This window comes from Massilia sp. R2A-15, from assembly GCF_030704305.1.
GTDB lineage: Bacteria > Pseudomonadota > Gammaproteobacteria > Burkholderiales > Burkholderiaceae_D > JAFCUW01.
The window spans coordinates 1,483,696-1,503,758 of the sequence record NZ_CP131935.1; the positions used below are offsets into that span (position 1 = coordinate 1,483,696).

The window sequence follows — 20,063 nt, forward strand, 5'->3', positions numbered from 1 at the left end:
GATGAAACTGACCACCTCACCGGCCCTGCTTGGCATTTTGCCAACGAACCTCTGCAGGGCGATCCGCAGATTGTGCCGGCAGGAGCAGCGCGCAATGGCGCTGATCCGGCGCCGCGCCGGCCAGGTCGTGGTCTGGCCGCTGGGCGGCTGCGTGCTCGCCGTGGTCCTGTGGGCCGGCGTGCTGGGCATGATGCGCAACGAGCAGCGCTCGGCGCACAACGAACTGGTGCAGGCGTCGCAAGGGCTGGCCGGCGCCGGCCAGCGCCAGATGGCCGAATTCGCCGCGCTCGAATCGATCCGCGTGGTCGCGAAGATCGAGGACGCCTACACCCAGCTGGCGTGGGGCGGCACCTTCATCCTGGTGCTGCTGACGCTCACCGCCACCGGCCTTGCCGCGCGCCTGGCCGTGCGCGAAGGCGAGGAAGACGAGCTGCGCCAGGCCTACCGCGTGGCCACGGAAGGCGGCCGCGAAGGCTTCTACCTGTGGAAGAGCGTGTGGGACGCCAACGGCGAGATCGCCGACTTCGAACTGGTCGACTGCAACCTGCGCGGCGCCGCCTTTTGCGGCATGACGAAAGACGAATTGGTCGGGCGCCGCTACACCGACCTGTATCCCGGCGCTTACGGCGACAAGATGATCAGCATGCAGCGCCAGGCTTTCGACGAAAACCTGTACGAGGACGACTTCGAGCCGCCGTCGAACAGTGTCCTCAAGGGCAGCTGGTTCCACCGCAAGATGGTGCGCACGCGCGACTGCGTCGCCGTCACGCTGCGCGACATGAGCGAGCTGCGCGAACACGCGCTGGCGATGGCGCGCATGGCCAACCAGGACATGCTGACCGGGCTCCTGAACCGCCACTGGCTCACCGTCAACCTGCCGGCGATCCTCGCCAGGTCGGCCGCCGAAGGCCGGCGCGTGGGGCTGCTGTTCATCGACCTGGACGACTTCAAGAAGGTCAACGACACTCACGGCCACGCCACCGGCGACGATCTGCTGCGCGGCGCCGCCGAGCGCCTGATGGCGCTGGTGCGCCCGTGCGACTCGGTGGTGCGCCTGGGCGGCGACGAGTTCACCGTGCTGGTCAACCCGATCGTCGACGCGGCCCACGTCGACGAACTGGCGCAGCGGATTGTGGACGCATTCAAGGCGCCATTCTGCCTCAGGACCCACAACAACTACGTCGGCACCTCGATCGGCGTGGCGCTGTTTCCCGACGACGCGGACAGCGGCGAGACGCTGCTGCTCAACGCCGACCTGGCGATGTATTCCGCCAAGGTGGAAAAGAGCCGCTACTGCTTCTACAACAAGGTGCTGCACGAGTCGCGCCAGAACCGGCTCGAGACCGAACGCGAACTGCGCCGGGCGATCGAGCACGACGAGCTGCTGATGCATTTTCAGCCGCGCGTTGACGCGCGCAGCGGCCGGCTGGCCGGCCTTGAAGCGCTGGTGCGCTGGCAGCATCCGCAGCGCGGACTGGTGCAGCCGTGCGAATTCATCGCGGTGGCCGAATCGTCCGACCTGATTTCGAAACTGGGACTGCTGGTGATCCAGAAGGTGTGCGCGCAGCTGCACGCGTGGCAGCAGGAGGGCCTGGACCTGGTCCCGGTTGCGATCAACGTCTCGGCGCGCCAGATCAACCATAGCGAAGTGCACGCGGCGCTGTCGAGATGCCTCGCGCGGTGGAACCTGTCTCCCGGCCTGGTCGAGGTGGAGCTGACCGAGTCGGCGATGATGGACGAGAGCGAGGAAATCCTGGGCGAACTGGAACGGATCGGCGCGATGGGTGTGAAGCTGCACGTGGACGATTTCGGCACCGGCTATTCCTCGCTGGCGCTGCTGCAGCGGCTTCGCCTCGATGTGCTGAAGGTGGACCGCGCGTTCACCAGCAAGCTGGGAATCACTCCGGAAAGCGCGGTGCTGTTCGGCGCGATCGTCTCGATGGCGCACGGCCTGTCGATGCGCGTGATCGCCGAGGGCGTCGAGACGCGCGAGCAGCTGGAGATCCTGCAGTCGCTCAATTGCGACGAGCTGCAGGGATTCTATATTTCGCGGCCTGTGCCTGCGGACGCGGTGCCGGCGCTGCTGGCCGACCAGCCGCTGTTCACGATGTAGTTCAAGCGCGCGCGGCCCGGCTGCGCCCGATGGCGTCGAGCAGCGGCGCAAGCCTGGCCGAATCGACCGGCTTGACAAAGTAATGGTCGAAGCCGGCCCTTGCGGCTTCATCGCGGTCCTGCTCGTGGCTGTAGCCTGTGACCGCGACCAGCACGGCGCCGGCGGTGGCCGGGTCGGCGCGCAGCCTGCGCGCCAGTTCATTGCCGTCGATGACGGGCAAGCCGATATCGAGCAGGCAAACCTGCGGGGCGATTTCGCGGGCGGTCGCCAGCGCGCGCAGCGGGTCGTTTTCGACGATCGCCTCGTGGCCATCGGCGCGCAGGGTAAAGGCCAGCATTTCAGCCGCGTCCTGATTGTCGTCGACCACCAGGATTTTCAAGGGCGAGGCGCCGGTGCGCGCGCCGGCGGCGCCCGCGGCCGCCGCCGCCGGGACGTCGGGCTCGGCCACCGGAAGGGTGATGGTAAATGTACTGCCGCGGCCTAAGCCGTCGCTGCGGGCGCCGGCCTCGCCGCCGTGCAGCGCGACCAGGCTGCGCACCAGCGCCAGTCCGATTCCCAGGCCGCCTTGCGAGCGGTCCGAGGTGCGCTCGGCCTGGACGAACGGCTCGAACGCGCGCTCCGTGAGCTGCGCATCCATGCCGATGCCGTCGTCGGCCACGGCGATGCGCAGCGCATCCTGGCCGACCTCCAGCGTCAGGGCGATATTGCCGCCGTCCGGCGTGTATTTGGCCGCGTTGTTGAGCAGGTTCGACAGCACCTGCACCAGGCGCTTGCGGTCGCCCATCACGCGGGCCGGCGTGTCGTGGATCGTCAAGGTCAGGCGGTGGCCGCGCGCGTCGATCAGGGGGCGCACCTGTTCCACCGCGTCGAGCATCACCTGCTTCGGGTCGAGCGGGCGCTTGTCCAGCGACGCCAGCCCGCGCGTGACGCGCGAGACGTCCATCAGGTCGTCGACAAGGCCGGTCATGTGCCGCACTTGGCGCGAGATGATCGCGCTGGTGCGCTCGATGCCGGCGCCGTCGAGCCGCCCAAGCGCGAGCAGTTCGGCGGCGGAGCTGATCGGCGCCAGCGGGTTGCGCAGTTCGTGCGCCAGCATGGCCAGGAATTCGTCCTTGCGGCGCGCCGCGTCGAGCAGCGCTTCCTCGGCCTTCTTGCGCTCCGAGATGTCGAGCACCACCGCCAGCACCGTCGGCGCCGATTGCCCTGTCTCATCGCGAATCAGGCTGACCGCGGTATTGGCCCAGATGGCCGAGCCGTCCGGGCGCACGTAGCGCTTTTCGATTTCGAACGGCGCGCCGGTGGCGACCAGCCGTTCGAACAGCGCCACGCTGGCGGCCAGGTCGTCGGGGTGGGTCAGTGCGCGCATCGACTTGCCCATCACGAAGGACGGCTCGCACGCCATCATTTCGCAAAAGCGCTGGTTGACGTTGCGGATCACGCCATCGACGCCGCCCTCGGTGATGCCGGCTGCACTTTGCGCGAACAGAGATGTCAGGTGCGCCTGGTTGCGTTTGAGTTCGTTCTCGATCTGCTTGTATTCGGTGACGTCGCGCGTGCTGCCGGCGACCGCTTCGACTTCGCCATCTGGCCCCAGCACGGGGACGAAAATGTAGTCGTAGATGCGCCGGCCGAATGCCCCGTCGAACGGCACCTCGCCGCGGATTGACTGCCTGGTGCGCTTCACATGCTCGATCTCGCGGTCATGCATTTCGGCGTGCCACGGTTCGTAGCCCAGTTCGAGGCAGGTCTTGCCGATCGCGTTGTCCCAGTCCTGGCCCCACATCTGGAGCAGCATGGCGTTGGCGTACGAGAAGCGGTGCTCGAGGTCGAACACGTAGACCAGGTCGGGGGTGGTCGACAGGATGGTCTCGTACAGGCGGCGCCGCTTCTCGTGTTCGCGGCTGGCTTCTTCCAGTTCGGCCGTGCGCGCGCGCACGCGCTCCTCGAGAGTGCGGTTCAGCTCATTCAGGGCGGCGGTGTGGTGGTGCTGCGCGGTGACGTCGTTGCAGATCACCAGCGCGCCTTGCACGCCCTCCGCGTCCTCGATCGGGCTGTAACCGTAGTTCCACCAGACGTCCTGCTTCCTGCCATGCCGGGTCAGAGGCACCAGCTTGTCCTCGTGCCAGGTCGACTCGCCGCCGGACATCACCTGTTCGACGTCGGGGCCGATGATGTGCCAGACCTCTTGCCAGCTCTCCTTGCCGGGACGACCCAGGATGGCGGGATGGCGTTCGGGACCCAGCGTGGCGCTGTAGGCGTCGTTGTAGAACTGGATCAGCTGCGGACCCCAGAACACGATGATCGGGTGGTTAGTGGTCAACAGGAGGCGCAGCACCGTCTTGAGGGTGGGAGACCAGCCGTCGCACGGCCCCAGCGGCGAGGCGGCCCAGTCGTAGGCCCGCATCAGCGCGCCCATCTGGCCGCCGCCTTTGAGGAAATTGTCGGAACTGGTGTGCGCTTGGGTCATGGTCGGCTGGCGGTTGGTGCGAGTCGCTAGCTTACTATGATTTCCTCGCAGACATACTGAGCATGCAGCCGTGCGCGGCGCGATCGTGACGCGTGCTCAGTATGGGTACCTGCCTCCGCAGGTACGACATTCCTGATGATCACCGGACTGCGTTCAGTTTGGCGTCCAGCGACGCAGCGGTGAAGGCGGCGCCGCTGCGCGATCCGTCGGCAAAATAGATCGTCGGCGTGCCGATCACGTGCAGCTGCTTGCCCAGCGCGAGTACCTTGTCGTTCGGTGTCGGACACGCGGCCGGCGCGGCCGGCGCCGGCTTGCCATCGACGATCCAGCGGTGCCAGGCCGCCGAGCGGTCGCTGGCGCACCAGATGTTCTTCGACTTCTCGGCCGATTCGGGGGACAGGATGTTGAGCAGGAAGGTATAGATCGTCACGTTGTCGACCTGCTGCAGCGTCTCGTGCAGCTTCTTGCAGTACGGGCAGTTGGGATCCTCGAACACCGCCATCACGCGCTTGCCGTTGCCTTTGACCGTCTTGATCGCCGCGTCCAGCGGCAGGTCGGAAAAGCGGATCGCCGCCAGTTCGTCCTGGCGCTCGCGCGTCAGGTCTTTCAGCGTGGTCAGGTCCACCACTTTGCCGACGAACATATAGCGTGCAGTTTCGTCGGTGTAGAAAATGTCGCCGTTCACGCGCACCTCATACAGCTCGCCATACGGTGTCTTGGTCACCGAATCGACCTTGACGCCGACGCCCATGCGCGGCGCCACCATTGCCTTCACTTGCGCTTCCTTGGGCGTTTCCGCCTGCGCGGCGGACATGGCCGCGAGGCCGGCCGCTACCACTATCGCTGCAATCTTCATTGACCACCTTGTGAGAAATTCGCCATCAATTGATCCGCGCAGGACTGCGCGTCGGCGCCGCGGATCGCCTCCTGGGCCGCGCCATGCAGGCGCCGTTCGCGGATCGCCATCGGGTCGGACTGGTCGCCGGAACGCTGCGCGCTCAGGTCGCGCAGCACGGCGTCGCAGCGGCTGTCGGACTGCGCGAACCAGGCCTTGGCCAGCGTCGCGCCGAGCATGCGCTCGCGCAGCTGCGCCTGCTGCGCCTGCCAGGCGAGCAGGAAGGCGATATCGGTATCGGTGAGGCCCGGGCCTTCGAGCGGCGTCAGGCGCGAACGGGCGGCCTGGCGCACCCGCAGGTACTGCAGGTAGTCGTTGAGGATGCGCTGGCCGTCCTGCGCCGCCGTCGCCGGCAGGCGCGTCTGGAAGTAGCCGCGCAATTCCTCGACGCGCGCGGCGACGCTGGCCGCGTCGGCATGCGCCAGCGCGTTGTCGATCAGCGCGTGCAGCGCCTGGTCGGGCACCAGGTGGCCGCTGGCGTCCACCGTCAGGCCGGAGCCGTTGTCGGCGGCTACCGTGGCCGCCGGCGCCTCGGCGCGCACCTGGCCGGGGCCGATCGGGCCGTCCCAGCCTGCCGCGCGCGGCGCCGGCGTTTCGGTGGGGGCGGCCGTGTGGGCGCCCTGCCAGTACCAGGTGGCCGCCATCGTCGCGGCGCTGATGCACAGGCCTGCGGCCATCAGAAGCTTGTTTTGCGAGTTCGATTGCATGGCGTGCCCTACATTTTTTTCTGGCTCGGGTTCGGTTCCATCACGGAGCCGGGCGGGCTTTTCGCGTTGTCGCCGATCGGCGCAATGTAGCGCGTGACGACCTGCCAGCCGGCTTCGGCCTGGCGCCATGTGTCGACCACGAACATCCGCTCGGGCAGCGCGGCCTTGGAGGGTTTGAGCTTCCATTCGAAGCTGACGATGATGGTGTCGCCGTATTCGTGCGCGGCCATCTTGCCGATCGACGAATCGAATGGGGGCAGCGACATGGCCTGCTTCAGCGATTCGGCGCGCGGGGTCGGCGTGCCGGCCTGCAGGGCGCTGCGCAATTCGAAATTGGGGGCGACGATCTTGTCGAGGGCTGCCTGGTCGCGCGACTGGACCGCGTCGAGCCACTGGTTTTCAAGTTCGCTGAACATGTGCACGGTGCGCGTCACGGTCGGCACGATGCGGTTGGGCCGGCCGCCGGTGGGCTGGGCGAGCGCCGGGCCTGCGGCGACCGCGAGAAGGAGAAGAATGATCGAAGTTTTCATCACGTCCTGTTATTCGCAAAGGCGGCCACGGACTATTCCGCGGCCGCCGGGTCAGTCTACATCAGCTTAAGGATAGTGCTGTGCGCACGCCTGGGTAGGCAGCAGGGTCCAGTTCTGCTGGATCAGGTACTTCATCGAACCCATGGTCTGGTTGTACTTGGCGCCGTTGGCGGCGGTCGACACGGTGCCGAAGTTCCACGCGCACTTGTCGCCGTTCTCCATGCCGTTCGACAGCGAGTACCAGGCGTTCAGGTCCGGATCGGTCACTGCCTCTTCCAGCTCGTGCGCCAGGATGGAGGCCATCGCGTCCGCGCCAGGCGTGCCGTTCAGGGTCGGGTTGTTCACGCCGCAGCCGGCAGGGCACTGGGTTTCAGGGTTGCCGACGAAGGAGTACTTGATGTCCTTGCCGCCGATGGTGGCGTGGTCATGCCAGCCGCAGTACTGGGTGCAGAAGCCCGAGGTGGCGGTGACGGTCTTGTCGGTCAGGACGAAGTAGATGGCGTTGGTGTCCGACGGCAGGGCGCCCGAAGTGATCGCCGACGACACGATCGACTGGATGTTCGCGTCGCTCAGCTGGGTGCCGAGCGTGCCGGTGTTGATGATGCTGCCGGCCAGCGAAACGCTGTTGACGACGTGGGTGCCCGCGCCGTTGTAGTAGGTCGTGTTGATGTTGAAGTAAGGCGAGCCGCCGATGCTGTTGCCCAGGTTGGTGAGCGTGTTTTTCGACGCCGCATCCCATTGCGAGCCGTACCAGATGTAGTAGATCTTGGTCGGCGCGACCATCACAGGGCCGCCCTGGTAGGTCAGGTTGGCCGAGCGCTGCGCCTTGAGCGTGGCGGCACGCTCCTTGTGGCTCATCGAAGCGATGTCGAGTTCGCCCCAGCTTTTGCCGGTCGGTTTGTAGAGCGAGTCTTTGTCTTCCTTGACCGGGCCGGCGTGAGCTGCAAATGCGACCATGAGGGCTGCTGCCAGCAAAGAGGTGCTATAGCCAAATTTCATTTTTTTGTCTCCGTTGTGTCACTACTTCAAATTTGCAATCCCGGTGCGGGATTTGCCTTGGCCATCGTCGCGGCGCCGCCTCAACGATGGATCCGTTCGCCCGTAACGCTTTTTTCGGGCAAAAGAATTCCTTGCGGGCCGGCGCCACTAAGGCGGCGGGACCGTGCTGTCGATCTTCGGGTGAGGGAAAAGCGCTAGGGCGTGCGGGCGGCGGGGCGGCGCGGACGGTCAGCGGCGAGATGCAAGCTCATGCGAGGTTCTCCTGTTGCGCTAGGCGTCGCGCAGTACGTTGATTGGGGCGCTGTGCTGACGCCGTTCATTGAAATCGAGTGTACGGAGCATCCCAGGAGCACGCAAATTGCGCACAAGGAAAAACAAGTGAGTATTTATACAAATGGGTTTTTTCTGTTCAGAATTGAACATTTCCCATGGTGGATTTGGCGTTGCGCAGAGTGAAAACGGGTGAGCGGGACGTCACCGAAAAACTTCATTACAGATGGGATAGGTGTCACTTTTCGACAACATTGCCCGATTGCCGGGCAAGCGCGATACGGCATGCCCGCTTGCGCGAGAACGAGTCCTCGCGCAGGCGGGCACCCCACTACTGGTTAGCAGACCGTGTGCATCCAGCCGTGCGTGTCGGGCGCGGTGCCGTGCTGGATCGCCAGCAGCGCGTCGCGCAGGGCCATCGTCACCGGGCCGTTTTCGCCGTGGTTGATGGTCATCTCGAAGCCGTTGGCCTTGACGTAGCCGACCGGCGTGATGACGGCGGCGGTGCCGCAGGCGAACACCTCGGTCATGCGGCCGGCGGCGATGTCGTCGCGCCATTGCTGCACCGAGAGCTTGCGCTCTTCCGATTCGTACCCCAGGTCGCGCGCGAGCTGCAGCAGGCTGTCGCGCGTGATGCCTGGCAGGAGCGTGCCGGTAAGCTGCGGCGTGACGATCGTGGTCTTGCCGTTTTCCTTGTAGACGAAGAACAGGTTCATGCCGCCCATCTCTTCGACATACTGGCGCTCGACCGCGTCGAGCCAGACCACCTGGTCGCAGCCCTTTTGCTCGGCCTGCGCCTGGGCGACCAGGCTGGCGGCGTAGTTGCCGGCGCATTTCGCTTCGCCGGTGCCGCCGGGCGCGGCGCGCACGTAGTCTTCGCTGATCCACACCGTGACCGGCTTGACGCCTTTCGGGAAGTAGGCGCCGGCCGGGGAGCCGAACAGCACGAACAGGTATTCGCGCGACGGACGCACGCCGAGGAACGGGTCGGTGGCGATCATCAGCGGGCGCAGGTACAGGCTCTCGCCGACATTCTTAGGCACCCACTTGCGGTCGAGCGCGATGAAGGCGTCGGCCGCTTCCATGAACAGGTCTGGCGGCAGGTCCGGCATCGCCAGGCGGCGCGCGCTGCGGTTGAAGCGCTCGGCGTTGGCCTGCGGGCGGAAGGTCTTGACGCCGCCGTCGGGCTGCGCGAAAGCCTTGAAGCCTTCGAAGATCGCCTGGCCGTAGTGCAGCGACGAGCACGAGGGATCGAGTTCGAGCGGGCCGTAGGCCTTGATCTCGCCGTGCTGCCACGCGCCGTCTTTGTAGGGGATCAGCACCATGTGGTCGGTGAAGGTGCGGCCGAAAGCGAGGCCGGCCATGCGTTCGGCGCGCGCGGCGTCGGACAGGGCGGTGGCGGAGGGCGTGACGGTCAGGCGAGGCTGTGGAGTGCTCATGAGGATTCCCGGGAGTTCAGTGGTTCAGGCCTCAATTGTAGCGCGACGGTGGCGCTGCCGCAGGCTACTTCGCCAGGACCTTCTCAGGGCGCTGCGGCACCAGAACGATACACCCGATGATGAACGCGGCGAACACGGCGGAGGCGGTGTAGCGGCTCAGTTCCAGGCCGCCGCTGGCATGCGGCTTGTCGAGCAGGTCGCCGAGCGTGGCGCCAAGCGGGCGGCTCAGAATGAAGGCGGCCCAGAACAGCAGGGTGTGCGAGATGCGGGTCCAGAACCACGCCGCGGCGACGACCAGAAGCCCGATGCCGAACACGATGGCGCCGCCTTCGTAGCCCAGTCCCAGCCCCGTCGCGGGATCGGCGACCCAGTCGCCCAGGGCGGTGCCCAGGGTTTGCGAGAACATGATCGTCGCCCAATAGAACATCTCGGCCCTGCGCGAATCGAGCCGGTTGACCGCCACCGAACCGAGCGTCCAGTACCAGAGGCCAAGGCAGGCCAACAGCAACGCCGACAGCATCGTTGCGCCGCCAATGTAGCCAATGCCCAGCGAGCGGTCGAAGAAATCGGCGAGGGTGGTGCCGGCCGTGGTGGTGGCGACGACCACGCCCCAGAACAGATAGGGGTGGAAGCGCCTGGCGGCGATCTGCGCGCTGACGGCGACCAGAAAGATGGCGGCGAAAATGACGGTGCCGACCAGGTAGCCGAGGTTCATCGACATCGTCACGGCGTCGCCCGCCGTCTCGCCCAGGGTGGTCGCCGCGACCTTGATGATCCAGAAGATCAGGGTGACCTCGGGTACTTTGCCGAGCGTGGTTTTGTCATTGTTGTTCATGCGTTCTCCCTGTCGCCAGCCGGCAAGTGTGCGCCGCGAGAATTAATCGGGCCTTAATGCGTTCCGGATGGGAAGCGCAGGCGCGCAATCAGGCCCGGCGCCGCGTCGGCCAGCTCCAGGTCGCCGCCGTGCAGGGTGGCGATGGCCTTGACGATCGACAGTCCCAGCCCGTTGCCGGGGATGCCGCGGCTCTTGTCGAGGCGGTAGAAGCGCTGCGTCACCTTGGCCCGTTCGCCGGCCGGGATGCCCGGACCGTTGTCGCGCACCGTGATCGACGCCACGCCACCCTCGATCGCGGTGCTCACTTCCACCGCGGCGCCGGCGCCGGCGTGCTTGATCGCGTTGTCGATCAGGCTGGCCACGGCGGTGGCGATCAGGTTGCGGTCGGCCTGCACGGGCAGCGCCGGCCCCGCGTGCGCGGTCAGGCGCACCCGCTGGTCTTCGGCGGAGGCGTCGTACATCTCGGCCATGTCGGCGGCGATGCGTTGCAGGTCGATGGTTTCGAAGGCGCGCGCGCCCACTCCCGACTCGGCCTGGGCGATCTGCAGCAGGCGCTCGAACAGGCGAATGAGGTCGTCGATGTCGTCGATCGCCCCATGCGCGGCGCTGGCCAGCACATCGACGGAGAGCTCGTGGCGCACCGCGTCGTCCAGCTTGGCGCGGATGCGCGTGAGCGGCGTGCGCAGGTCGTGGGCGATGGCGTTCGAGACGCTGCGGATGCCGTCCATCAGCTGCTCGATCCGGTCGAGCATGGTGTTGATGTCGCGGTTCAGCAGGCCGAATTCGTCGCGGCTGTCGGCGGCGATGCGCCGGCTCAGGTTTCCCGCGCCGATATCGCTGGCGGCGCGCCGGATGTCGCCGATACGGCGCTCGATCTGGCGCCGGAACAGCACGGCGCCCAGCACGGTGAGGATCAGCGACAGCGTCGCGCCTTCGGCCAGCGAGCGCCACACCAGCTGGCGGATCGATTCGCGTTCGGACAGGTCGTAGCCGATCACCAGCGCGCCGCCTTGCGGCAACTGGTGCACCAGCAGGCGCGCGCGTGTGGTGCGGCCGTTGCGGATCACTTCGCGCGCCAGCACGCCGTCCGCGCCCGCATACTCGCGCGGCCATGCGGCCAGGTTGCCGGCCAGGACGGCGCCGTCGCGGTTCGTCACCAGGTAGATTTCGCGGTCGCTGTCGATGCCGTCGCCGAGCTGGCGCCGCACGTCCTCGGCCACCTGTTCGGCCGAGCCGGAGTGCACGCGCTCTGCCAGGCGCTGCCACTGCATGCGCATCTTGGTGTCGATGTTCTGGTCGAGCACCCCGATGGTGCCGTAATAGAAGACGCCCGACACCACCACCATCGACGCGATGCCGAGCAGGCCGTAGCTGAGGACCAGGCGCGCGGCGATCGAGCCGCGCAGGCTAAACATCGGCGGTATCGGACGTGGCGGCGAGACGGTAGCCCACGCCGCGCACGGTCTGGATCAGGGCCGGGGAGAAGTCCTTGTCGATCTTGTTGCGCAGGCGGCTGATCTGCACGTCGATGACGTTGGTCTGCGGGTCGAACTGGTAGTCCCACACGCCTTCGAGCAGCATGGTGCGGGTGACCACCTGGCCTTCATGGCGCATCAGGTATTCGAGCAGGCGGAACTCGCGCAGCTGCAGCGTGATGGACTGGCCGCCGCGCGTGACGCGCATGGTGCGCACGTCGAGCGTGAGGTCCGCCACCTGCAGGTGCAGCGATTGCTGGCCCTGGCCGGCGCGGCGTAGCACGGCTTCGATGCGCGCCAGTAGTTCGGAGAAGGCGAACGGCTTGGCCAGGTAATCGTCGGCGCCGCCGCGCAGGCCGATGACGCGCTCGTCGATGCTGGTCAGCGCGCTGACGATGATCACCGGCGTGGCCGAGCCGAGGGAGCGCAGTTTGCCGATCAGCGCCAGGCCGTCGAGATTGCCGGCCAACATGCGGTCGACGATGATGACGTCCCAGCGCTCGTTCATGGCGTGGACCAGGCCGTCGTCGCCAGTGAAGCACGCCGTGGCGCGATAACCTGCTTCCTTCAGGCCCTTGCAGATGTAGCGGGAAGTTTCGACCGAGTCTTCAATTACCAGGCAGCGCAAGAGGTTCTCCGAGTGTTTCCAGGGGGCGGCGATGAGAGCATAGCGCATATGGGCGCGCACAGCCGGTATCGCTGCTGGATCGGATGGTAGCAGTGCGCAATGGCGCTAACGTGGATCGTAGATTACAAATGTGTAATGTCGGCGCCAATGGGAGGCGCCGGCTGGCGCCGGCATGCTATTTGACTGCGATGGCGGAGATCTCGACCGCGACGTCGCGCGGCAGGCGCGCGGCCTGGACCGTGGCGCGGGCGGGCGGCTTGTCCTTGAAGTAAGTGCCGTACACCGTGTTGAGCTTGGAGAAATTGTTGAGGTCGCGCACGAACACCGTGGTCGAGACCACGTTATCCATGGTCATGCCGTCGGCCGCGAGGATAGCCTTGATGTTCTCGAGCACCTGCGCGACCTGTTCCTCATCGGTGCCGGTATGGAGCTGGCCGGTTTTCGGATCGATCGGAATCTGGCCGGCGATGAACAGCATGCCGCCGGCGCGCACCGCCTGCGAGTAGGGGCCAATCGCGGCGGGCGCGTCCTTGGTGGCGATGATTTCCTTGGATGCACCGGCTGAGGCCGGAAGCGCTGCCGTACCCGCCAACATTGCGACTGCCAACATGATGGTTTTCATGATTTTTTGCCCTTATTGTGAGAAAACGAACGACAAGCTCCCCCGTGGTTGCAGGCCCGTCCGAGCGCCGCAATGGTTCAGTCTAGTTCGAGGAAGGAGGATGTCAATACAGAACCCGGCAATAAAGCAAAATGGGGTCAGGTCCGCGGGACCAGACCCCTGGCCTGCTAGAACCGGTGGCGCAGGCCGACGGTGAACTGCTTGTTGCCGGTACCCGGTTCTTCGCTGTTGCCTTCGGTGTAGGCGGCGCCGTTGCGGTTGCGGATCACCGCGTACGAGGTGTACAGGTCGGTGCGCTTGGAGAACGCGTACATGTAGGCCACGCCGAACTGCTGCGCATCCTGGTTGTTGACAGTCTTGTCGTTCTTGCGCACGTAGCTGCCCACCACGGTGCTCGGGCCGAACGGCACCGCCACGCCCAGCAGCAGGTCGGCGCTGTCGGTCGAGGCGATCGGCGCCGCGCCGCCGAACGTGGCTGCGGTGTTGTTCAGCGGCGAACTGTTCAGTCCCTTGTTGATCTCGTAGCCGAAGTAGCCCTTGGCCGGGCCGAAGTCGTAGTTGGCGCCGAACAGGGTGTTGCGCGCATCGTCGGTGTTCTTGACCAGCGCGGTGTCGTTGTTCTTGCGGTGGTAAGCCAGGCGCGCGTTGAGCGGGCCGCGGCTGTAGCCGAGCGAGCCGCCCACGGCGTGCGACGCCTGCGCGTCGCCGGCCACTTCGCCTGCCACGTACATCAGGTCGCCGCTGAAGCCGCTGTAGTCCTTCGACTTGAACAGTACCGAATTGCTGGCCCGGAAGCCGGTCGGCGCCATCAGGTTGTTCGAGCGGATGATTCCGTTGCGCAGCGGATCGACCACGGTGTTGAGCGTGGTGAACAGCGGCGTGTCCTGCAGGCCGAGCGAGACCGCGCCGTAGTCGCCGCGCAGGCCGACCGCGGCGTTGCGGCCGAACAGGGTGTTGTTCTGGGTCGAGGTGCCGGTGTCGGCGTGGATGCCGCCTTCGATGACGAAGAACGCCTGCATGCCGCCGCCCAGCTCTTCGCTGCCCTTGAAGCCCCAGCGGCTCTGGGTCGCCATGCCGCTGGTGACGCGGGTCGATGTGCCGGCCACGCCGCCGCGGTCCTGCGACACGCCCAGGTCGAGCACACCGTAGAAGTTGACGTTGGTTTGCGCCGCCGCGGCGCCGCTGGCCAGCAGCGCGAGAGTAAGGATCGATTTTTTCATTGTGATGGACTCCAGGTTCTGCAATTTCAGACGGCGGGCACCGGCGCGCCGGCCGGGTGCGGGTCGGGAATCGGCTCGATCCGGCCGAGCACGAACACGAACGACACGATGCCGATCACCAGGATCACGCCGGCCACCATGAAGGCGTTGGCGAACGAATTGGTGGCGCCGACGATGAAGCCGGTGACGATCGGCGCGGCCGCGCCCATCAGGTTATTCGCGAAGTTCATGATGCCGCCGATGGTGCCGGCGCCGCCTTTTGGCGCGATCAGCGACGGCAGCGACCAGCCGACCGGCGCCGCCGACGCCAGGCCGCCGAGCGCAATCGAAATCCAGAAGATGGCCCAGGCCGGGTCGGTGGTCTGGGTGGCGCCGAACACGGCCAGGCCGAATAGCATGCCAGTCACCAGCACGCCCTTGCGCACCTTCGACTCGTCCCAGCCGCGCTTGATCAGGTGGTCGATCAGCCAGCCGCCGACGAACAGGTCGGTCAAGGTGGCGAAGGCCCAGGGAATGGCGGCGTAGCCGGCCGACTTCAGGATACTCATGTGCATGGTCTGGACCAGGTAGCCGGGCAGCCAGGTCAGGAACAGGTAGAAGGTGTAGCCGTAGGCGGCGAAGCCGATGGTCAGGCCCCATACCTTGGACTTGGTCAGCAGGTAGCCCAGCATGTTCATCGCGCCCGCTTCCGACTTGCCTTCTGGCGCGCCGCCGTTTTGCTGGATGTAGTTCAGCTCTTCCTTCGACAGCTTTTCGTGGGCGCTCGGGTCGCGGTACAGAAAGTAGAACGCGATGAAGTAGCTGAAGCTCAGGAACGCGGTCAGGCCGAAACCCCAGCGCCAGCCGAAGGTCACGATGGTGATTGCCACCAGCGGCACGCCGATCACGTTGGAGAACTTGGCGGCGGCGTCGAAGATGGCCGTGGCCAGGCCGCGCTCGTGGCGCGGGAACCAGTAGCCGGTGGCTTTCGAGCTGACCGGGAAGGCCGGCGCTTCGGCCACGCCGAGCAGGATGCGCGCGAAGAAGATGCCCGCGAAGCCGCTGGAGAACGCGGTGATTACCGACGCCACGCCCCACAGGAAGGCGCCCCAGCGGCCCACTTTGGTCGGACCGAAGCGGTCGATCACCATGCCCACCGGGATCTGCAGCAGCGAATAGGACCAGGCGAAGGCGGAGAACAGCAGGCCCAGTTCGACTGGCGTCAACTGGAACATGTCCTTGATTTGCGGCGCCGCGACGGACAGGCCGATGCGGTCGATGTAGTTGATCAGGACGCCGATGCCGAGCAGGGCGCCGATGCCCCAGCGCCGCTTGCCGGCGGCGGTGTTCGATGGGATGGCCATGTTGCTGTCTCCTTCAGGTTGGTATGAATGGGCTCTGTTGGCCCTGGGCTTGCAAAATCTGGTCGATGATGGCGTCCGGCGCTGCGGCGATGTCGAGGCGCACGCCAGCTTCGTCCGGCGCCAGCGGCTCGAGGTCGCGCAGCTGGCTGTCGAGCAGCGAGGTGGGCATGTAGTGCGCGGTGCGCGCCCGCATGCGCTGTTCGATCAGGGCGCGGTCGCCGTGCAGGTGGGCGAAGCGCAGGGCGGGGTCGGCCTGGCGCAGCAGGTCTCGGTAGCGGCGCTTGAGGGCGGAGCAGGACAGCACCAGGCCGGCGCCGCGTTCGTGCGCCGCGGCGATTTCGGCCTGCAGGCGCGCCAGCCAGTCGGCGCGGTCGGCGTCGTCGAGCGGGGTGCCGGCGGCCATCTTGGCGACGTTGGCGGCGGAGTGGAAAGCATCGCCTTCGAGGAAGGGGGCGTGCAGGGAGGCGGCCAGGCGGCGGCCGATTTCGCTCTTGCCGCAGCCGCATACGCCCATCACGACCCAGCGGATGGGTGCGGCGCGGTGATCATCTGGTTGGTTCATGTGTGGGATACCGGTCAGGTTTTGTCTCGGTGCGCTTCGTTTGATAGCGCTAACATTTGAGATGAAGTCTACACCGGTCCGGCGTTTTGTAAAGGAGATTTTTGGGGTGCGGCGCAAAAACCACGAAGTGTGTCGGGCCGGCAAAGCATACCGGGGTCTGGTCCGGCGGGGCGACGGGGACGCCGAGTCCCCATCCCGAGCCGCGGCCGCATCAGCCCCTCGACTGCGCTGCGGCCTGCGACAAATTCGGGGTCAGGTCCGGCGGACCTGACCCCAGGTTTTGGGCCGCGGCGTGAAATGAATAGCGGCAGGGCCGGCGCCCGAACAGCAAATGGGGTCAGGTCCGCAGGACCAGACCCCGATGTGCCGGCGGCGCTAGGCGCTTTCGCGCGCCATCAGCGTAAAGCCAAGGTCGATGCGGTTCTTCGCCGGCCGCTCGCCCTTGATCATCGCGCGCAGCAGCGACGCCGCTTCGAAGCCGACCCGGTAGCGCGGCGTGGCGATCGTCGTCAGCGACGGATTCATCCACGCCGACGCCGGCAGGTCGTTGAAGCCGCAGATCGCCAGCTGACCCGGAACCGCAATCCCGCGCCGCTGGCACTGGTAGATCGCGCCATGCGCCAGGTCGTCGTTGCAGCAGAAGATGGCGTCCAGTCCCGGCGTCGCCGCCAGCATCCGTCCCAGCAGCTCCGCGCCCAGCGCCAGCGTGGACGGATCGTTCACCATCGTCTCGAGCGACTCGTCGAACAGGCCGGCCTCGCGCATCGCCTTGCGGTAGCCCTCGGCGCGCTTGAGCGTGCGCTCGTCGAGCTGGGCGCCCATGAAGCCGATGCGCTTGTGGCCCTTGTCGATCAGGTAGCGCGTCATCGTGTAGCCGGCCTCCAGCTGCGAAAAGCCCACCGACAGCTGGTTCGGCTCGGTCGCCAGGTCCATCATCGACACCACCGGCACCTGCGAGGTGTCGAGCATGTGCTGCACTTTCGGGCTGTGCGTGAGGCCCGACAGCAAGATGCCGTCGGGGTGCGACTGCATGTAAGTGGCGAGCAGCTTTTCCTCCTCGGCGTCCGAATAGCGCGTGTTGCCGATCAGGATCTGGTAGTCGTAGGCGTCGAGCGCGTCCTGGATCCCGGCCAGCACCGCGGTGAACACCAGGTTCGACAGCGACGGCACCAGCACCACGATGACGTTCGACTGCGCCGAGGCGAGCGCGCGCGCGGCCGCATTGGGCACGTAGCCCAGTTCGGCGACGGCGCGCTCGACACGTTCGCGCAGGACCGCCGACACCATGTCCGGATGGCTGATCGCGCGCGAGGCCGTCATCGTGGCCACGCCGGCCAGCGCCGCCACCTGGGCCAGCGTGACCCGGCCGCTGGCGCGGGTTTTCTGAACTTTCATCATTACCCAATGCATGAATTTGATAACGTTATCATAGCCCAGCGCGGTAACAATTTGATGCGTTGTAGATTGGAAATTTTGTGGCGGACGGGAGTATAGTGGCGGCACTTCTTCAAATTTATGCCCGATGTTTCGAAATACCTCCCTGACCCTGCGGCAGTTGCTGATCCTGCTCACCGGCCTTGGCTTGTTGCCGATCGCGCTGATCGGCGCCTGGGGCATCAACACTTCGGTCAACGAGCAGCAGGCCGAACTCGAACGGTCGATGCAGGCGCTGTCGCGCGCGCTGGCCAGCGCGGTCGATTCCGAACTGGACGCCACGCTCGAGAATGCGCGCGCGCTGTCGGTGGATCCGGCCTTGGCGCGCGGCGACATCGCGACGTTCTACGCCGTCGCCAAACGGGGCGTGCAGGCGCAGGCCGACTGGCGCAGCGTGATTCTCACCGATGCCGGCGGCGCGGTGCTGTTCAAGACCTCCGAGCCGTTTGGCGGGAACACGCACAAGGTGATCGACCGCGCCAGCCTGGACGAAGCGGCGCGCACGCTGCGGCCGGTGGTCGGCTCGGTGGCCAAGGGGCCGCGTGGGCTGGCCGCCGTACCGATCCGCGTGCCGGTGGTGGACGACGGCCGCCTGCGCTACATCGTCACCATCGCGCTGGCGCCGGACCGCATGCTGCGCATCCTGAATAACCAGAAGGTGCCGCCGGAGTGGGTGGTCGCGGTGGCCGATGCGCGCGGGCTGCGCGTGGCGCGCTCGAAGGACCAGGAAAACACCGTCGCCACGCCGACGTCGGCCACGCTCGGCCAGCTGCTTGCGCAGGGACGGCCGGAAGGCAGCGGCGTCAGCACCACGTCCGAAGGCGTCGAGGTGATGACCAGTTTCAGCATGCTGCCGCGGCACAAATGGTTGGTGGCCATCGGCGCGCCCACCGCGCGCTTCTCAGATGTGCTGCGGCGCACCCTGGCCGCCTACGCGGTGGCGATCGTCGCCTCGCTGGCGCTGTACGTCGTGCTGGCGATGTTCCTGTCCAAGCGCCTGATGCTGTCGATCGAGCACGTGAAGGAGCAGACGGCGCGGCTGGGCCACAAGCATCCGGTGCGCCTGCTGCGCAGTCGCATCCGCGAGATCAACGAGATCGGCGACAGCCTGGCCGCGGCATCGGCCGAACTGGTGCAGGGCGAGCGCGAACGGGAAGCGCTGGTGGTCTCGCTGCAGGAAGCGCTGGCGCGCGCCGAGCAGGCCGCCGCCACCAAGGACAACTTCCTCGCGGTGCTCGGGCACGAATTGCGCAATCCGCTGGCGCCGATCGTCATGGCGCTCGACCTGATGGACATGCGCGGCGCCGGCGAGCACCTTCGCGAGCGCGAAACGATGCGGCGCCAGGTGAACCACATGCGGCGCCTGGTCGACGACCTGTTAGACGTTTCGCGCATCACCCAGGGCAAGCTGGCGATGGCGTGCGAGCCGGTGTGCCTGTCGGCCGCGGTGCTGCAGGCGGCCGACACGGTGCGCCCGGCGATGGCCGCCGCGCGGCGCCGCTTCATCGAATCGGTGGACGACGTATGGGTGATGGGCGACGAGACGCGCCTGGTGCAGGTGGCGACCAACCTGCTGTCCAATGCGCTGCGCTACGGCGGCGCCGGCGACGTGAGCGTATCGGTGCGGCGCATTGGCGCCAGCGCCGTGCTGTCGGTGAGCGACCTGGGTGTGGGCATGGAGCCGGCCACCGCGGCGCGCATTTTCCAGCCGTTCTGGCAGGCGCCGCAACCGCTCGCGCGCTCGTCCGGCGGACTGGGGCTGGGCCTGACGATCGTGTACAGCATCGTCGAACTGCTTGGCGGGACGGTGCGCGCATCGAGCCCGGGGCTGGGGCAGGGCAGCCGCTTTGACGTGACGCTGCCGGCGATCGACGGTCCGGCCGTGGCGCTGCCCTCGGCGGCGCCGGGCGCCGACGCCGGCGCGCGCAAGATCATGATCGTCGACGACAGCCTCGACGCGGCGCAGACCACCGCGGAACTGCTGGAGGTGCTTGGGCACGAGGTCGGCGTGGCGCATGACGGCAAATCGGCGCTGGCGCTGCTGGGGCGGATGCAGCCGGACGTCGCTATCCTCGATATCGGCCTGCCCGACATGGACGGTTTCGAACTGGGACGTGCGGTGCGGCGGCTCGGGTTCGATGGCACGCTGCTGGCGCTAACAGGGTATGGGCAGGAGCGCGACAAGCAGCGCGCAAAGGACGCGGGCTTCGACCGGCACCTGACCAAGCCGGTGGATATCGAGCAGCTGCAGCTGGCAATTGACGCTGGATTGGATCTCACGCGAGGTGACAGGCTCTGACCCCGCCGGGTCAGACGCTAATGCCGTTAAGTTAAGGAATAACCCAGCGCTGCACGGGGCCGCGTCAGCCTAAAAACCGTCGTACCCGCGCAGGGGAAACGCATGCGTTTCCCCCATGCTGAGCATGCCGCTGAAGTAAAGCTCGCTCAGTATGGGTACCTGCCTGCGCAGGTACGACGGCTTAACTCAACGGCATAAGGGTCAGACCCCAGACGTGACTGAAGT

Annotated in this window: 16 protein-coding genes; 2 read left to right on the forward strand and 14 right to left on the reverse strand. The window is 66.6% G+C overall.

The window, feature by feature from the left end; all coding sequences use genetic code 11:
- Positions 1–94 precede the first annotated feature (94 nt).
- Positions 95–2,113: a bifunctional diguanylate cyclase/phosphodiesterase gene (locus tag Q4S45_RS06755; protein ID WP_305510327.1), complete on the forward strand. Its 2,019-nt coding sequence runs from the start codon at positions 95–97 to the stop codon at positions 2,111–2,113.
- 1 nt (position 2,114) lies between these two features.
- On the opposite strand, the gene Q4S45_RS06760 is transcribed toward Q4S45_RS06755, so the two are convergent.
- The 14 genes from Q4S45_RS06760 to Q4S45_RS06825 all read right to left on the reverse strand — a co-directional run bounded on the left by Q4S45_RS06760 (position 2,115) and on the right by Q4S45_RS06825 (position 17,500).
- Positions 2,115–4,580 (reverse strand): PAS domain S-box protein, encoded by a 2,466-nt coding sequence (locus Q4S45_RS06760; protein WP_305510328.1) that lies wholly within the window; start codon positions 4,578–4,580, stop codon positions 2,115–2,117.
- 139 nt (positions 4,581–4,719) lie between these two features.
- Positions 4,720–5,436 carry a DsbC family protein gene (locus Q4S45_RS06765; protein ID WP_305510329.1) on the reverse strand — a complete coding sequence of 239 codons (717 nt, stop codon included), beginning with the start codon at positions 5,434–5,436 and terminating at the stop codon, positions 4,720–4,722.
- Positions 5,433–6,152, reverse strand: a complete 720-nt coding sequence (locus Q4S45_RS06770; RefSeq protein WP_305510331.1) for a hypothetical protein — start codon at positions 6,150–6,152, stop codon at positions 5,433–5,435. Before Q4S45_RS06770 ends, Q4S45_RS06765 begins: the two co-directional genes overlap by 4 nt.
- Before the next feature lie 38 nt (positions 6,153–6,190).
- Positions 6,191–6,712: a nuclear transport factor 2 family protein gene (locus Q4S45_RS06775; protein WP_305510333.1), complete on the reverse strand. Its 522-nt coding sequence runs from the start codon at positions 6,710–6,712 to the stop codon at positions 6,191–6,193.
- A gap of 66 nt (positions 6,713–6,778) precedes the next feature.
- Positions 6,779–7,711 (reverse strand): hypothetical protein, encoded by a 933-nt coding sequence (locus Q4S45_RS06780; RefSeq protein ID WP_305510334.1) that lies wholly within the window; start codon positions 7,709–7,711, stop codon positions 6,779–6,781.
- A gap of 608 nt (positions 7,712–8,319) precedes the next feature.
- Positions 8,320–9,420 carry a branched-chain amino acid aminotransferase gene (locus Q4S45_RS06785; protein ID WP_305510336.1) on the reverse strand — a complete coding sequence of 367 codons (1,101 nt, stop codon included), beginning with the start codon at positions 9,418–9,420 and terminating at the stop codon, positions 8,320–8,322.
- Between the two features lie 64 nt (positions 9,421–9,484).
- Entirely contained in the window at positions 9,485–10,255 is a 771-nt protein-coding gene (locus Q4S45_RS06790) for a hypothetical protein (RefSeq protein WP_305510338.1), read from the reverse strand.
- Between the two features lie 53 nt (positions 10,256–10,308).
- Positions 10,309–11,670: a sensor histidine kinase gene (locus Q4S45_RS06795; RefSeq protein WP_305510340.1), complete on the reverse strand. Its 1,362-nt coding sequence runs from the start codon at positions 11,668–11,670 to the stop codon at positions 10,309–10,311.
- A complete protein-coding gene (locus Q4S45_RS06800; RefSeq protein WP_305510342.1) occupies positions 11,663–12,358 on the reverse strand; it encodes a response regulator transcription factor in 696 nt (231 codons plus the stop codon). The genes Q4S45_RS06795 and Q4S45_RS06800 overlap by 8 nt, the downstream gene beginning before the upstream one ends.
- Before the next feature lie 175 nt (positions 12,359–12,533).
- On the reverse strand, positions 12,534–12,968 hold the full coding sequence (locus tag Q4S45_RS06805; RefSeq protein WP_305510343.1) for a RidA family protein: 435 nt from the start codon (positions 12,966–12,968) through the stop codon (positions 12,534–12,536).
- 179 nt (positions 12,969–13,147) lie between these two features.
- Entirely contained in the window at positions 13,148–14,200 is a 1,053-nt protein-coding gene (locus tag Q4S45_RS06810; RefSeq protein ID WP_305510345.1) for a porin, read from the reverse strand.
- Positions 14,201–14,226: 26 nt separating this feature from the next.
- Positions 14,227–15,543, reverse strand: coding sequence for an MFS transporter (locus Q4S45_RS06815; RefSeq protein WP_305510347.1), 1,317 nt, complete (start codon positions 15,541–15,543; stop codon positions 14,227–14,229).
- 13 nt (positions 15,544–15,556) lie between these two features.
- On the reverse strand, positions 15,557–16,105 hold the full coding sequence (locus Q4S45_RS06820) for a gluconokinase (RefSeq protein WP_305510349.1): 549 nt from the start codon (positions 16,103–16,105) through the stop codon (positions 15,557–15,559).
- A gap of 375 nt (positions 16,106–16,480) precedes the next feature.
- Complete coding sequence (locus Q4S45_RS06825; RefSeq protein WP_374046100.1) at positions 16,481–17,500, reverse strand: LacI family DNA-binding transcriptional regulator; 1,020 nt, start codon at positions 17,498–17,500, stop codon at positions 16,481–16,483.
- A 127-nt stretch (positions 17,501–17,627) separates the two neighbouring features.
- On the opposite strand from Q4S45_RS06825, the gene Q4S45_RS06830 reads away from it, so the two are divergent.
- On the forward strand, positions 17,628–19,838 hold the full coding sequence (locus Q4S45_RS06830) for an ATP-binding protein (RefSeq protein ID WP_305510352.1): 2,211 nt from the start codon (positions 17,628–17,630) through the stop codon (positions 19,836–19,838).
- Positions 19,839–20,063: the final 225 nt, after the last annotated feature.

What these genes read in the sequence shown, in the direction of transcription:
- Q4S45_RS06755 (WP_305510327.1), top strand. Translation starts at nt 95, where the DNA reads ATGGCGCTGATCCGGCGCCGCGCCGGCCAGGTCGTGGTCTGGCCGCTG.
- Q4S45_RS06760 (WP_305510328.1), bottom strand. Translation starts at nt 4,580, where the DNA reads ATGACCCAAGCGCACACCAGTTCCGACAATTTCCTCAAAGGCGGCGGC.
- Q4S45_RS06765 (WP_305510329.1), bottom strand. Translation starts at nt 5,436, where the DNA reads ATGAAGATTGCAGCGATAGTGGTAGCGGCCGGCCTCGCGGCCATGTCC.
- Q4S45_RS06770 (WP_305510331.1), bottom strand. Translation starts at nt 6,152, where the DNA reads ATGGCCGCAGGCCTGTGCATCAGCGCCGCGACGATGGCGGCCACCTGG.
- Q4S45_RS06775 (WP_305510333.1), bottom strand. Translation starts at nt 6,712, where the DNA reads ATGAAAACTTCGATCATTCTTCTCCTTCTCGCGGTCGCCGCAGGCCCG.
- Q4S45_RS06780 (WP_305510334.1), bottom strand. Translation starts at nt 7,711, where the DNA reads ATGAAATTTGGCTATAGCACCTCTTTGCTGGCAGCAGCCCTCATGGTC.
- Q4S45_RS06785 (WP_305510336.1), bottom strand. Translation starts at nt 9,420, where the DNA reads ATGAGCACTCCACAGCCTCGCCTGACCGTCACGCCCTCCGCCACCGCC.
- Q4S45_RS06790 (WP_305510338.1), bottom strand. Translation starts at nt 10,255, where the DNA reads ATGAACAACAATGACAAAACCACGCTCGGCAAAGTACCCGAGGTCACC.
- Q4S45_RS06795 (WP_305510340.1), bottom strand. Translation starts at nt 11,670, where the DNA reads ATGTTTAGCCTGCGCGGCTCGATCGCCGCGCGCCTGGTCCTCAGCTAC.
- Q4S45_RS06805 (WP_305510343.1), bottom strand. Translation starts at nt 12,968, where the DNA reads ATGTTGGCAGTCGCAATGTTGGCGGGTACGGCAGCGCTTCCGGCCTCA.
- Q4S45_RS06810 (WP_305510345.1), bottom strand. Translation starts at nt 14,200, where the DNA reads ATGAAAAAATCGATCCTTACTCTCGCGCTGCTGGCCAGCGGCGCCGCG.
- Q4S45_RS06815 (WP_305510347.1), bottom strand. Translation starts at nt 15,543, where the DNA reads ATGGCCATCCCATCGAACACCGCCGCCGGCAAGCGGCGCTGGGGCATC.
- Q4S45_RS06820 (WP_305510349.1), bottom strand. Translation starts at nt 16,105, where the DNA reads ATGAACCAACCAGATGATCACCGCGCCGCACCCATCCGCTGGGTCGTG.
- Q4S45_RS06825 (WP_374046100.1), bottom strand. Translation starts at nt 17,500, where the DNA reads ATGAAAGTTCAGAAAACCCGCGCCAGCGGCCGGGTCACGCTGGCCCAG.
- Q4S45_RS06830 (WP_305510352.1), top strand. Translation starts at nt 17,628, where the DNA reads ATGTTTCGAAATACCTCCCTGACCCTGCGGCAGTTGCTGATCCTGCTC.